The 12723-nt window shown below is 72.0% G+C and carries 13 protein-coding genes; 4 read left to right on the top strand and 9 right to left on the bottom strand.

Features of this window, described 5'->3' with window-relative positions:
* Positions 1 to 125: 125 nt before the first annotated feature.
* The 5 genes from dpgD to P3T34_RS03850 all read right to left on the bottom strand — a co-directional run bounded on the left by dpgD (position 126) and on the right by P3T34_RS03850 (position 5554).
* Complete coding sequence (gene dpgD / locus P3T34_RS03870; RefSeq protein ID WP_280664549.1) at positions 126 to 935, bottom strand: enoyl-CoA-hydratase DpgD; 810 nt, start codon at positions 933 to 935, stop codon at positions 126 to 128.
* A 64-nt stretch (positions 936 to 999) separates the two neighbouring features.
* Positions 1000 to 2289, bottom strand: coding sequence for a (3,5-dihydroxyphenyl)acetyl-CoA 1,2-dioxygenase DpgC (dpgC, locus tag P3T34_RS03865; protein WP_280671806.1), 1290 nt, complete (start codon positions 2287 to 2289; stop codon positions 1000 to 1002).
* 65 nt (positions 2290 to 2354) lie between these two features.
* Positions 2355 to 3035: an enoyl-CoA-hydratase DpgB gene (gene dpgB / locus P3T34_RS03860; RefSeq protein WP_280664548.1), complete on the bottom strand. Its 681-nt coding sequence runs from the start codon at positions 3033 to 3035 to the stop codon at positions 2355 to 2357.
* Positions 3036 to 3103: 68 nt separating this feature from the next.
* Positions 3104 to 4183, bottom strand: coding sequence for a 3,5-dihydroxyphenylacetyl-CoA synthase DpgA (dpgA, locus tag P3T34_RS03855; protein ID WP_280664547.1), 1080 nt, complete (start codon positions 4181 to 4183; stop codon positions 3104 to 3106).
* Positions 4184 to 4276: 93 nt separating this feature from the next.
* Positions 4277 to 5554 (bottom strand): PLP-dependent aminotransferase family protein, encoded by a 1278-nt coding sequence (locus tag P3T34_RS03850; RefSeq protein ID WP_280664546.1) that lies wholly within the window; start codon positions 5552 to 5554, stop codon positions 4277 to 4279.
* Between the two features lie 549 nt (positions 5555 to 6103).
* On the opposite strand from P3T34_RS03850, the gene P3T34_RS03845 reads away from it, so the two are divergent.
* The 3 genes from P3T34_RS03845 (at position 6104) to P3T34_RS03835 (ending at position 8802) form a co-directional block, all read left to right on the top strand.
* On the top strand, positions 6104 to 7420 hold the full coding sequence (locus P3T34_RS03845) for a cysteate synthase (RefSeq protein ID WP_280664545.1): 1317 nt from the start codon (positions 6104 to 6106) through the stop codon (positions 7418 to 7420).
* A gap of 36 nt (positions 7421 to 7456) precedes the next feature.
* Positions 7457 to 8092: a cysteine dioxygenase family protein gene (locus tag P3T34_RS03840; RefSeq protein ID WP_280664544.1), complete on the top strand. Its 636-nt coding sequence runs from the start codon at positions 7457 to 7459 to the stop codon at positions 8090 to 8092.
* A 140-nt stretch (positions 8093 to 8232) separates the two neighbouring features.
* Positions 8233 to 8802, top strand: a complete 570-nt coding sequence (locus P3T34_RS03835) for a hypothetical protein (RefSeq protein ID WP_280664543.1) — start codon at positions 8233 to 8235, stop codon at positions 8800 to 8802.
* 18 nt (positions 8803 to 8820) lie between these two features.
* On the opposite strand, the gene P3T34_RS03830 is transcribed toward P3T34_RS03835, so the two are convergent.
* The 4 genes from P3T34_RS03830 to P3T34_RS03820 form a co-directional block, all read right to left on the bottom strand.
* Positions 8821 to 9321, bottom strand: a complete 501-nt coding sequence (locus P3T34_RS03830; RefSeq protein WP_280664542.1) for a MarR family transcriptional regulator — start codon at positions 9319 to 9321, stop codon at positions 8821 to 8823.
* Between the two features lie 35 nt (positions 9322 to 9356).
* Positions 9357 to 10037, bottom strand: coding sequence for an FUSC family protein (locus tag P3T34_RS39855; RefSeq protein ID WP_348534748.1), 681 nt, complete (start codon positions 10035 to 10037; stop codon positions 9357 to 9359).
* A 365-nt stretch (positions 10038 to 10402) separates the two neighbouring features.
* On the bottom strand, positions 10403 to 11038 hold the full coding sequence (locus tag P3T34_RS39850; protein ID WP_348534614.1) for a hypothetical protein: 636 nt from the start codon (positions 11036 to 11038) through the stop codon (positions 10403 to 10405).
* 67 nt (positions 11039 to 11105) lie between these two features.
* The gene (locus tag P3T34_RS03820) at positions 11106 to 12017 is read right to left on the bottom strand and encodes an oxidoreductase (protein WP_280664541.1); all 912 of its coding nucleotides are present in this window, start codon (positions 12015 to 12017) and stop codon (positions 11106 to 11108) included.
* A 94-nt stretch (positions 12018 to 12111) separates the two neighbouring features.
* Here P3T34_RS03820 and P3T34_RS03815 point away from each other — a divergent pair, with 94 nt between their 5' ends.
* Entirely contained in the window at positions 12112 to 12711 is a 600-nt protein-coding gene (locus P3T34_RS03815; protein ID WP_280664540.1) for a TetR/AcrR family transcriptional regulator, read from the top strand.
* Positions 12712 to 12723 lie beyond the last annotated feature (12 nt).

Raw genomic sequence — 12723 nt, 5'->3', positions numbered from 1 at the left:
TGGTTTCAGTGGTTCTGCTGTGGATCATGCTCAGGCGTCACGCTGCCTGAGGCAGAGTCATCTCGGGAGCCCGCTGGGTGAACCAGGGTCAAACTCTCGAACAACTCGCGTGTCCCGCAAGAGACTCAGCGGGCGTTCCAGTGCGGCGTCCGCTTCTCCACGAACGCGCGCGGGCCCTCCAGCGCGTCCTCGCTGTGCATGCGGCGTTCCTCCCACGGGTAGCGGGTCCGGAACGCCTGCTCCAGGGGCGTGGTCGCCGCGGACGCCGCGGCCTCCTTGATCGCGCGGACAGCCAGCGGGCTGCAGCGAAGGATGTCCGCGACCCAGGCGTCCACACAGGCGTCCAGATCCGCGGCCGGCACGACCTCGTTGACCAGGCCCAGTTCGTAGGCGCGGTCGGCGGTCATCGGACGGCCGGTGATCAGGTGGCCCAGGGCGACCCGGTACGGTGCCTGCCGGGCGAGCCGGAAGACACCGCCGGCTCCGGCGATCAGCCCGAGCTTGGCCTCGGGCAGCGCGAAGGTGGCGGTGTCGGCGGCCACCACCACGTCGCAGGCGAGCGCGAGTTCGAAGCCGCCGCCGAAGGCGTGGCCGTTGACCCTGGCGATCACGGGCTTGGCCAGGTCGAAGCGCTCGGTGAGCCGGGGCCAGCCGGGCTTGCCGCGGCTGCCGAAGGTGGAGGGGGTGTTGGTGCCCTCGGCGATCCGGGCGGCGAGCTCCTTGAGGTCCTGCCCGGCGGAGAAGGCGCGGTCCCCGGCGCCGGTGAGGACGGCCAGCCACACCTCGTCGTCGGCCTCGAAGTCGTCCCAGACGCACGCCAGTTCCTCGTGCATCCGCAGGTCCATGGCGTTCAGGCGGTCGGGGCGGTCGAGGGTCACCCGGGCGACGCGGTCGCGCTTCTCGTAGCGGATCCGGGTGAGGTCTGTCAGCTCCATCGGCTCTCCGAACTCCTCGGGGTAGGTGCGCGATTCAGGTACGCGCGATGCACGTACGCGCGATTCAGCTACGGGCGGTGGTGGCGGCCGCCGAGAAGCGGCCCACCTTGCCGATCACGTCCTGGCTGTAGAGGCGCAGCGCCTGCTGCATGGCGAACTCCGCCATGTACTGCTGGAACTGCTCCGGTGGCTCCTCGGCCAGGTTGAGCATCCGGCGGTTGGTGACCACAGCCGGGCTGTCGAGCCGCTCCAGCGACTCGGCCACCGCCTGGTCCATCCGGTCCGGTTCGACGACCTCGTCGACCAGCAGCCGGGCGTCGGGTTCGGCGGCCTGAATGCGCCGTCCCCAGAGCACGACCTGGCGGGAGACGCGGCCGCCGGCCAGCCGGCTGAGCCGCAGGTTCCCCGCGCCGGGCACGATGCCCTCCTGCGCGGCGGGGAGGCTGACGTAGGAGTCGGCCGCGGCGAGCACCCGGTCGAAGACCATGAGCAGTTGGGCACCGCCGCCGATGGCGAAGGTGTCGACGGCCGCCACCCAGGGCTTCTCGATCACCGGGGTGTGCCAGGAGCCGGCGTGCTCGACCCGCAGGCCGCGCAGGATCTTGTTGATGTAGCCGAGCTCGCGGCGCAGCAGGAAGCCGGTCAGGCTGATCTCGCCGCTGTGCAGGCTCTTGAGGTTGATGCCGGCGCTGAAGACCCGTCGGCCGCGGTAGCGGGGGTGGGTCATCTCGCCGCCGCGCAGCACGCAGACCCGCACCTGCGGGTCGAGCAGCGCGAGGTCGACGGCGGTCTCCATGTCCTCGACCTGGCGCTCGTCCTCGGCGTTGAGGCAGTCCGGGCGGCACATGGTCAGGTGGGCCGCGCTGCCGCGGCGCTCCAGCCGGACGGAGCCGAGGTCGAGTTCGCCGGTGCGCTGGAACTCGGGCAGCAGCTGGAGGGCGCGCGCGGTGGGCAGGGCCATCGCATCGATCAGGTGGCGGCCCGAGGCGGGCGAGCGGAGCACCTCGCGCAGGAAGAGGCCTTGGTCGATCTCCAAGTCCTCCTTCGCGGCCTGCGGCCTGCCCTGTTCGGCGGCTGTGCGCTCGGCGTTCGCGAGCAGTCCGGGCCAGCCGGCGGCGGCGCCCGCGACCAGTTCGGGCAGCCGCAGGTCGAGGCGGTGACCGTCGGTCAGGTGCTGGTAGACGGCGTCGCCGTGCAGGCGCAGGAAGCGGCTGCGCACGCTGCGGGCGGCGTTCTTGGCGTCGGTGGCGAGCGCCTGCTGCTCGGGGGTGCGGTCAGCGGGCTCGGGCAGTGCGGCGAGGAGGGTGTCGGCCCGCTCGCCGGCCTCCGCCAGGGTGCGCCGGGCGGCGGCCAGCTCGCTGCCGACCGTCGGGGCGGCCAGGTCGGTGCTGCCTATCGTCCCTGCGGTTGCGAGAGCGGTCACGAGAGCACCTCGGCGGCCGCCCGGCGCAGCATCCGGTCGCAGGCGGCGAGGTGCCGGCCGAGGGCCTCCTCGAAGCCGGTGATAGCGGCGTCGAGCATCAGCTGCCGGCGGATCGCGAGCCCGGCGCCGGCGCCGGCGGTGAGGCTCTCGACGGCGTCCGCGAGGGCGGCCGACGGGTCGTCGGCGACCTGGTCGAGCAGGTGCAGGGCCAGCGCCCGCTCGGCCGGGATCGCGCTGCCGAACAGGACGGCCTGGCGGGTCGCGGCCACGCCGGCCTGGTTGGCGAGCCGGTAGAGGGCCATGCCGGGCCACACGCCGTCGGCGTCGGCGGGCAGCACCAGGCGGGTCGCGGGGTCCGCGATGCGGTGGTCGGTGGCCAGCAGCGCCTCCAGCGCCGTGCCGCCGCAGTCGCCGGTGGCCAGCGCGACCGTGGGCAGGTCGAGGCGCTCCAGGCGGCGCAGCGCACGCTCCCACTTGTTGACCAACGCCAGCGCCAGCGTCGCCGACTGCGCCGACTGCGCCGACTGCGCGGTGGGCGCGCCGCTGACCCGGATGACGAGCGGGGCCTGGGCGCCGCCGTCCTCGGCCCGGTCGCAGAGCGCGTTGAGGGCCTGCACGGTCTCGGGGGACAGCGGCCGGCTGCCGTCGACGAGCAGCGACTCGGTGGTGCGGTTCACGGTGGTGTGGCCTTCCTGCTCGGTTCGGACGCTCTGCTCGGTTCGGACACTCGGCTCGGTTCGGGCGGTCACCAGCGGGCCAGCGCGGTCTCTATGGTGGATCCCGGGCCCATGGTCATCAGCACGCAGTACTCACCCGGCTGCGCCACCTTCTCCTCCAGCAGCCGCTGGTAGGAGAAGAGGAACGAGCCGCTGGAGAGGTTGCCGTAGTCCCGCAGCACGCTGGTGGTGTGGCGCACGTCGTGCCGGGTCAGGCCGAGGTTGACCCCGACGGCGTCGATGACCTTCTTGCCGCCGGAGTGCACCAGCCAGTGGCTGATGTCGCTGCGGCGCAGCCCGGTGCCCGACAGCAGGCGGTCGACGACGAGTTCGGCGTGCGCGCCGACCACGTAGGGCACGTGCGGGTCGAGGTAGAAGCTGAAGCGGTCCTGACCGCCGTCCCAGTCGTAGCGCATGGCGTCGATGGCGTCGGTGATGATGTAGCTGGCGAACTTCAGGAGGTGCGGGCCGCTGTCCCGGCGCAGCGGGAGCGGGGGCTCGCCGGCGATCAGCGCCACGGCGGCGGCGCCGTCGCCGAACAGGCTGTTGACCACGGAGGTGCGCATGGTGCCGTCGAAGACGTAGGCGGCGGAGCAGGCTTCGGCGCAGACCATGACGGCCGGTCGGCCGGGGTTGGCGCGTGCCCAGCCGTTGACGGCGTTGAGCGCGTTGAGACCGGCGTTGCAGCCCATGCCGACCACGTCGAGCCGGCTGGTGTGCGGGTCGATGCCCAACGCGCGGATGACCAGGGCGCTCAGGCCCGGGGTGAGGAATCCGGTGGTGGTGACGCAGCACAGGTACCCGAGGTCGGACAGGTCCGCGCCCGCCTCCTTGAGGCACTCCTGGACCGCGCGCACCGCCATGTCGACGGCCTGGGCCTTGTGCTTGGCGAGCAGTTCGCCCTGGGCCTCCATGACCCGGGTGCCGTCGGGGCCTTCGGGCGGCAGGGTCAGGAATCGGCGCTCGATCGCGCTGTTGAGGAAGACGGATCTCACGCGCGGGTCCTGGATCGCGAAGATGTCCAGGATTTCCTGCTGGGAATAGGAATTCTGCGGAACCGCGGTGCCGACTCCGGCGATCCGGGCCGGTCGGGTCGTGGTGGTCGTCATCGGTACGTCCAACCCCAGCTTCTCGGCTTGCTCCTGCGGAGCGGCGTGCAATCGTTCATCGGTTTTCACAGCCTCCGCACTTCTCGTCGTCCATCAGGTGTGCGACCCGTAACGGATGAAGTCCGCCAACCGGTTCAATCCTTCGTCGATTTCTTTTGGCTGGAGGTGGCTGAAGGAGAGCCGCATGACATTGCGCGGCTGTGCGTCGGCGTAGAAATGGTGCACCGGCGTCCACAGCACCCGGAACTTCTCCGCGCTGAGCTCCAACAGCTCGTCGCCGACCGGGAACGGGACGGTGAGCAGCAGGAAGAACCCGCCGGTGGGCGTGTTCCAGGAGACGCCGGGGGAGCCGCCGAAACGCTCCTCCAGGCCGGCCAGGACATGGGCGAGGTTCGTCCGGTAGTGCGTGGTCTCACGGGAGTTGGCAGCGCGCAGGCTGCAGCCGTGGGCCAGCAGCTTGCCGCCGATGACCGCCTGCGCGATCGGCGAGGTGTTGACGGTCAGCATGCTCTTGATCTTGGCCAACTCGTCGGCCAATGTGCCGCCCGCACCGCCCGTACCGCCCGTACTGCCTGTGCCGCCCGTACCGCCCGTACCGCCCGTGCCGGCCACCCGCTGGTCCGCCACGACGTAGCCGACCCGGGCGCCGGGCAGGCCGGTCTTGGCGAAGGAGCCCAGGTAGACGACCCGGGCGGCGTCGTCCAGGGCCTTGATGGTCGGCGGCCCGGCGGGCGGCTGCTCGCCGAATAGGCCGTACGGGTTGTCCTCCAGGATGAGGAGGTCCTCCTCGGCGGCGATCCGCAGCAGCTGACGCCGGACGGCGAGGCTCAGTCTGATCCCGCTCGGGTTGGCGAAGTCGGGGATGACGTAGAGCGCCCGGGGGTACAGACCCGCCGCCCGGGCACTCCTGACCTGGGCCGACAGGTCCTCCAGATCGATGCCCTCGGACGACTCCGCGACCGGCAGGACCGGCATGTCGACCAGCCGGGCGGCGCCGTGCACCCCGACGTAGCTGGGCGCCACGGCCAGGAGCACGTCCCGGTCGGTGCGGCGCAGCGCGCGCAGCGTCAGGTAGAGCGCCTCCTGGCAGCCGACCGTGACGACCAGGGCCTGCGGATCCGCGCTGATGCCCTCGTCCACCCGCAGGTGCTCGGCGATCAGCTCGTGGATGATGCCCTTGGTGCGCCCGTACTGCAGCAGCGTGCGGCGCACGGCGGCCTCGTCGCCGCCCAGGCGGGTGCTGAGGTGGCGGCGGTAGGTGTCGAAGTACCGGTGGACGTCGTCCAGGTCGAAGAAGCCCTCGAACGGCCGCCCGGCGGCGAGCGAGATGGCATCCGGGAAGCGGTGGGCAATCTCGTTGAGGAAGTTCATCGATTCACTGACCGGTGATGCCAGAGAATCGTGGAGTTCCGACAGTTCCAGTTCCGTGACCACGCTTTGCGCGGGTCGGCCGTTCACCACGGTTGTCCTTCTTGGCTGTTCGGAGTTCAAGGTTTCCCGCTCGGCAGGTCGTCGCTGCAGGCTAACCATATCCATCAGCCGCTGACAACTGAGGCCTCGTCAAAGTGGCAACGACCCCTGGACAGCACGACTATGAAGGGTGAATTCATCTTGCGTTCGCATGATCGCGATCTTTTGTTCCGCCCGGCTGCCCAGGATCTGAACCGCGAGTGCGCCGTGCCGTTACTCCGGCCGAGGGCAGCAGCCAGCAGCAGCCCTGCCGAATTCCACTGCCTCGCACACGGTCTGAATGTGCGTCGTCCAGCGTCGCTCAGCGCGCGTCGCTCAGCGCTTCGGCCCAGGAACTCCAAGTAAGCATAGACAGCCGACAGCTGACCGCTGTTCAGCAGAAGTCGGTTGTTCCGATGAGAGGGACGCAGATGACGTACCCGTTCGAGGACGCCGAGGGCACCCACCACCATGCACGGTGATTCGACCGACGCGTCCCACTACCGCCTTGTGTGCTCCGTCTGCGGGCATCGGCGGGCCGATGACGGCCTGACGCTCGGCTGCCCCGAGCCGCACGAGCCCGGGCTGTGGCAGACCGACTACCAGGCCACCGACTTCACACCCGACGCTGCCCACGGCGGGGTCTTCCGCTACCGCCACTGGCTGCCGGTGCGCCGCACCCTGCCCGACACGGGCCGCACCGCGGTCCACCGCAGCGAGCGGCTGGCCGCCTCGCTCGGGCTGAGCGAGCTGTGGATCGCCTTCAACGGCTACTGGCCCGAGCGCGGCGGCGATCTGACGACGGGTACGTTCAAGGAACTCGAAGCCGCCACCGTGCTGGGCCGGATCCCCGAGGACGCCGGCACGCTGGTGGTCAGCTCCGCCGGCAACACCGCCGTCGCGTTCGCCGAACTCTGCGCGCGCCACGAGGTCCCGGTGGTCATCGTGGTGCCCGCCACCGCTGTCCCGCGCCTGCGCACCCGCACCTTCGGCTCGGAGCTGGTGCGCGTCCTCGCCGTCGAGGGAGCGGACTACGCCGACGCCATCGCCCTCGGCGACGCACTCGCCCGGCTTCCCGGCTTCACCGCCGAGGGCGGCACCAGGAACGTCGGACGGCGTGACGGCCTGGCCACCGTGCTGCTCGCCGCGGTGGAGGCGATGGGCAAGCTGCCCGCGTACTACGTCCAGGCCATCGGCAGCGGGGCCGGCGCCATCGCGGTGCACGAGGCGGCGCTGCGGCTGCGATGTCGGCGTCCCGGTCCGCTGCCGCAGCTGGTGCTGGCGCAGAACGACGCCTACGCGCCGGTCGACCAGGCCTGGCGGACCGGCGAGCGCCCCTGGGAGCGCGGGGTCGAGCAGGAGCAACGCCTGGCCGCCGAGCGGGCGTTCGCGCCGGAACTGACCAACCGTCGGCCGCCCTACGACGTGCGCGGCGGCCTGCGCGACGCGCTGACCCAGAGCGCCGGGCAGGTCTTCACCGCCGGTGCGCGGGCGGCCCTGGCGGCGATGGACACCTTCCGCGAGCAGGAGGGGATCGACATCGAGCCGGCCGCCGGAGTCGCGCTCGCCGCGCTGCAGGAGGCCGTGCGGACGCGGCGGATCGACACCGAGGCACCCGTGCTGCTCAACATCACCGGGGGCGGGCGGGCACGGCTCGCCCGGGACCACGTGCTGACCGGCCATCGGCCGGAGCTGGTGGTGCCGCGCTCGGCCGTCCACGACGCGGCGAGCATCGCCGAGATCGCGGCACTGGTCGCGGCGCCGGGGCTGCGGACCGTCGCGGTCTGAGGCCGGATCAGTCCAGGAGAGAGAACAGCCACCCCGATGACCACCCCGATCACCACCCTTCCGACCACGCTCCTCGCCGAACTCACGGCCGCCGTCGGCGCCCAGGTGCGCGCGGCCGCCGACCCCGAGGAGTGCGCTCGGCGGGTCGCCGACACGCTGGCGCCGTTCCTGCGCCACAGCGACCTGCTGCCGCCCGCCCAGCAGGAGCCCGATCCGGCCGGCTACCGCCAGCACCTCCTGCACGCCGAGCCGGACGGCTCCTTCTCCGTGGTCGCGCTGGTCTGGCTGCCCGGCCAGCAGACCAGGGTTCACGACCACGTCTCCTGGTGCGTGGTCGGCACCCTGCTGGGCGCCGAGGAGGAGACCGTCTACCGCCTGGCGGCGGAGGCCGACCGCACCGTCCTGGTCCCCGTCGCCACCACCGTCCACCCCGCAGGGGCCGTCACCTACGTCGTCCCGCCCGGCGACATCCACCGGGTCTGCAACGCCACCTCCGCCAAGACCGTCTCCCTGCACATCTACGGCCTCGACATCCGCCCGCACGGCACCAGCATCCGCCGCGTCTACGACGAACCGGTGCGGGTACCCACCGGATCGAGCGCGGTGCGGACCCCGGGGCGGTTGCTCGGGATCCCCGCTGACCAGGCAGACTGTCCCGAAACTGCCGACTGAAGAACGGAAGCGCCGTGGCCGGGGGAAAGAAGAAAAAGAAGAGACCGCTGAAGGACGGGACGTTCCGGCCGCCGGTGCCCGGTCCCCGCAGCACCGGCCGCGGGCGGTCCCTGGCGTTGTCCCCAGCCCGGATCCGCCGGTTGAGCATCCTGCTCGCGGTGCTCACCCCGCTGGCGCTGACAGGCCTCGCGGTGCTCGGCGCGGACCCGGACTTCGGGGTTCCCGCCGTGATCATCGGTGTGCTGGTGATGATCGGCTCACTGTTCATGCTCCTGCTGGTGCGCAACAGCGGGTGGTTCCTCTGGCCGGGCGTGCTGCTCCTGCTCGTGCTGGTGGTCCTGCCGCAGCAGGTGTTCACGAGCGAGGTGCTGCACTACCGCGGCGTGCCCGCCGACGTGGTGACCACCGCCGCGCACAGCAGCAAGACCAAGAACGGCGGGCTCAGCTGGACCTGCGACATCCGCCGCGTCGACGGGCTGACCCTGCCGCACGCCAAGCTGTCGGCGTCCGACTGCTCGGGTCAGGACCAGGTCGGCACCACCACGACGGTCCTGGTCGACCCCGACGGCTGGGTCCCCCCGACGTCGGCCGACCAGGACTACTCGGGACTGGGCTACGGCGTCGCCGGAGTCGGCGTCGCGGCCCTGCTATGGGCACTGCTCAGCCTCCGGGCCGGCCGCCTGGCGCTACGACGCCTCGCCGGCAGCTGACGCGGCGTCAGAAACGCGCTAGGGCATCCGCCCGATGCTGCCTTCCAGGGTGAGCAGCAGGTGGCCCAGGGCGCGGGCCAACTCGTTGTTCTGCTCGGCGGTCAGTCCGGCGAGCAGGGCGCGGTCGTTGGCGATCATCACGGGGATCAGCCGGTCGACCAGTTCGCGGCCGCTCGCGGTGAGGGAGAGATGGGTGACCCGCCGGTCCCGCTCGTCGGTGCGACGGGCGATCAGGCCGCGCTTCTCCAGCAGGCGCAGGCGCTTGGTCACGGCGGCGCCGGAGGCGAAGCTCTCGCGGGCGAGTTGGGTGGGGGTGAGCTCGTGGTCGGCGCGGCGGAGCGCTCCGAGGATGTCGAACTCGGGCCGGGTCAGTCCCTCGGCGCCGAGCAGTCCGCTGCTGCTCTGCTGGAGCAGCGCGGCGCAGCGGTTGATCCGGCCGATCACCGCGATCGGGCCGGTGTCGAGGCCCGGATAGGCCCGCTCCCACTGGCGCAGCACGTCCGCGACCGCGTCCTCCACCTGTACTCCTTCTGCTGCCCTGGCCGGCCTTGATCCTATGCGCCGATCGGGCGGGATGCGGGCGGCGGCCTCCGGGTGCCGCGCTGCTGGACCAGCGTCGCGAGCAGTCGGTGGCCCTCCTGCTCGGTGGCGGCAATCCGGTCCTGCGGAAGGGCGCGCTGCCACCACTCCCCGGACGCGGTGTCGGCCGCTTCGCGCAGCTCCACCAGGGCGTGGGACAACGGGGCGTGTGACAACGGGGCGTGGACCTGCGGCGCCGGGGCGGCAGCCTGAGCGGTGGCCATCGCCGCCTGGACAGTGGCGATGGCCCGGTCGAGGCGGGTCGTGGTGCGGCGGTTGGTGACGACGAGACAGGCGGTGAGGCCGGCCAGGGCGCCGATGCAGGTGTCCAACCACCGGTCGGTCACCAGCGTGCCGCTCAGCCGTTGCCCGCCGAACGAGGTCATCAGGAGTGCCATGGGGGTGACGAAGACGCTCGCCAGCCAGTAACTGCGGGCTATCAGCGCCTCCGCGCCGAACTGGCACAGCAGCCCGAGCAGGACCACCGCGAGCTGCCCCGTGCGGGAGAGCGGGAGCAGCGCGGTGAACAGCAGCAGCCCGAGCAGGTTGCCCACCACCCGCTGCAGGGCCCGCTGCCAGGACAGTGCGGCATTGGCCTGGAACACCGAAGCGGCGGTGACCACGGCCCAGTACGGCCGCCCGACTCCCAGGGCCATCGACATCCAGCCCGCCGCCGCGCAGCCCAGGGCCACCCGCAGCCCGATCGGCAGCAGCGGCGAGCCGCCGCGGAAGGAGCGCCAGAGCGCGGGCCTGCCAAGGTCCGTGCCGCGAAGCTCCGCCGACTCCGGCGGGGTGAGGTCGAGCGTCGGCAACGGCCGGCCGCGCCGCAGCTCGCGGGCCCAGCGCTCGCACTGCTCGGCCTCGTACGCTCCACGGCCGTCTGCGGCGCCGTCTGCGCGGCCGTCTGCGGGGCCGCCCGCGGCGAGTGCGGACTCGGCGCGGATCAGCAGGCGCTCCAGCCGGTCCCCGGTGGCGCGGCGCCGGGCCGGGGAGGAGAGCGTAAGCGTGTGCCGGGCGGCGTTCACGGCGCCGGCCAGCACGGTGCGGGCGCGCGGGCGCAGCGCCGCCGCCTCGGTGCGCTGCAGGCGGGCGGCCGCCTCCAGGGCCCGGGCGACGGCGATCCGCTCCGGTCCGAAGGGCCGGACCAGCGCCGGCACCATGCAGACCAGCCAGGCCAGCGCGGCTCCACCCGCGGCGAGCGCGAGGTGCCAAGGGACCTCGCCGAGCCGCTGCGGGACGAAGGCGCAGGTGGCGGTGGTGAAGGTGACGATGATATTGCCGGGCGGCCGATCCGGGCGGCGTCGCAGAGCATCTTGTGGAGCGCGGCAAGGAGGGCGGTCACTGCCACCAGCACCGCGACCGAGTCCGTCACCGCGGCGGCGGTCAGCGCGAGCCCGGTACTGGCGAGGGTGCCGAGTGCGACGAGTCCGAGCGTCCGGGCGCGGGCCCGGTACGGGAGGTTGTGGCCGTACAGCGCGCAGAGTGCGCCGGTCGAGGTGTAGAGCGCCAGGTCGAGGCGGCCGAGCGCGAGCAGGGTGAGGTTCACGGCCGACAGGGTGACGACGGCGCTGGTGGCGGGCTTGTGCCAGATGTCACCGGAGGCGCCTATCCGCAGCGTCCGCAGCAACGGGGTCAGAGGGTCGAGTCGTCGGCGCATGGACGAAGCTTAGCAACTAATTTACTTGTGAAGTAATTTGTTTGAGGTGTGGTGTGGCGGGTCGCGGTCAGACGCCGAGTGCCGACGGGAAGGTGACACCGGTCAGCTGCTCGGAGGCCGTCCACAGCCGCTCGGCGGCGATCGGGTCGCTGGCCGCGGGCGTCCGGCCGACCAGGGTCGGGGCGCCGCGCATCTCGCCGAAGCCGTCGGGGCCGAGGTAGGCGGCGCCGGGCAGGTCCTGGGTGGCGGCGTACAGGGTGGGCAGCGCGCCGGCCGAACTGTCCTGCGCGATCAGCGGGTTGCCGATTGCCATCAGTGCGCGCCGCAGGGCGCTGCTGTCGTGGCCCTGCAGATTGGTCGCGGCATAGCCGGGGTGGGCGGCGAGGGTGCGGACGGGTGAGCCGGCGAGGGTGAGCCGGCGCTGGAGTTCCAGGGTGAACAGCAGGTTGGCCAGCTTGGACTGGGCGTACGCGCGGATCGGGGTGTACTCGCCGGTGAGGTCGAGGTTGTCGAAGTGGATCCGGTTGCCGGGCAGCCGGTGGGCGCCCGAGGCGACCGTGACCACCCGGTCGGTGACGTGCGTGAGCAGCAGGTTGGTCAGCGCGAAGTGGCCGAGGTGGTTGGTGCCGAACTGCGTCTCGAAGCCGTCCTTGGTGCGGGATTGCGGGAGGTTCATCACGCCGGCGTTGTTGATGAGCAGGTCGAGGCCGCCCTGCCAGGAGGCGGCGAACTCGCGCACGGAGGCGAGATCGGCCAGGTCGAGGCGGCGCACTTCGAGGTCGCCCTTGACGGAGCCCACGGACCGGGCGGCGGCCTCGCCGCGCTTGACGTCGCGCACCGCGAGCACGACGTGCGCGCCGGCTCGGGCAAGAGCGGTCACGGTGGCGATGCCCAGGCCGCTGTTGGCTCCGGTGACCACGGCCGTGCGGCCGGTCTGGTCGGGGATGTCGGTTGCGTTCCACTTCGGTGTCTTGGACATGCTCCCAATGTAGGCATCGCCAACAATGGTGTCAACGACAACAATGGTGGCAGTGGAAACACCGCAGTCGGACCGTGGCCCTAGGGTGGTGGTCATGCAGAGTCGCCCGTACCACCATGGAGATCTCCGTGCCGCGCTGCTGGCGCGCGCCGAGGAGACGCTCCGCGAGAAGGGGTCGGGCGCACTGTCGTTGCGCGAGCTGGCCCGCGACCTCGGTGTCAGCCATGCCGCACCCAGCCGGCATTTCAAGGACAAGCAGGCGCTGCTGGACGCGCTGGCGCTGACCGGCTTCGACCGCCTCGGCGCGGCCCTGACCGCGGCCGGCGCCGCAGCCGGCGACTCCTTCGCCGAGCAGCTCGGCGCGTTCGCCCGCGGCTATGTCGACTTCGCCACGGCCAACGCCGTGCTGCTCGACCTGATGTACTCGGTGAAGCACGACCCGGCGGCCTCCGAGGCGCTGATCGCCGCCAGCTGGCGCTGGGCCGAGATGGCCGTCGAGCTGATCGCGCAGGGGCAGCGCAAGGGCGAGGTGCGAGCGGGCGTGCTGGAGGAGATCGGCACACCGGTGTTCGCCACCCTGCACGGCTACGCCGGCCTCGCGGTGGGCGGCCTGCTCCCGGCCGAGGCGGTCGCGACCGGTCTCGACGACGTCATCGCGTACATGCTGCGGGGCTGCGCGCCGGACCGGCCGTAGAACCTCGGTTGT

This window comes from Kitasatospora sp. MAP12-44, assembly GCF_029892095.1.
GTDB lineage: Bacteria > Actinomycetota > Actinomycetes > Streptomycetales > Streptomycetaceae > Kitasatospora.
This window is presented reverse-complemented; position numbering and strand designations above follow the sequence as displayed.

Excerpts from the sequence above, each read along its gene's own strand:
- P3T34_RS03840 (WP_280664544.1), top strand. The coding sequence starts at position 7,457 with ATGACCACCCCGATCACCACCCTTCCGACCACGCTCCTCGCCGAACTC.
- dpgA (WP_280664547.1), bottom strand. The coding sequence starts at position 4,183 with ATGACGACCACCACGACCCGACCGGCCCGGATCGCCGGAGTCGGCACC.
- P3T34_RS03815 (WP_280664540.1), top strand. The coding sequence starts at position 12,112 with ATGCAGAGTCGCCCGTACCACCATGGAGATCTCCGTGCCGCGCTGCTG.
- dpgD (WP_280664549.1), bottom strand. The coding sequence starts at position 935 with ATGGAGCTGACAGACCTCACCCGGATCCGCTACGAGAAGCGCGACCGC.
- P3T34_RS03845 (WP_280664545.1), top strand. The coding sequence starts at position 6,104 with ATGCACGGTGATTCGACCGACGCGTCCCACTACCGCCTTGTGTGCTCC.
- P3T34_RS39850 (WP_348534614.1), bottom strand. The coding sequence starts at position 11,038 with ATGCGCCGACGACTCGACCCTCTGACCCCGTTGCTGCGGACGCTGCGG.
- P3T34_RS03850 (WP_280664546.1), bottom strand. The coding sequence starts at position 5,554 with ATGAACTTCCTCAACGAGATTGCCCACCGCTTCCCGGATGCCATCTCG.
- P3T34_RS39855 (WP_348534748.1), bottom strand. The coding sequence starts at position 10,037 with ATGGCCCTGGGAGTCGGGCGGCCGTACTGGGCCGTGGTCACCGCCGCT.
- P3T34_RS03820 (WP_280664541.1), bottom strand. The coding sequence starts at position 12,017 with ATGTCCAAGACACCGAAGTGGAACGCAACCGACATCCCCGACCAGACC.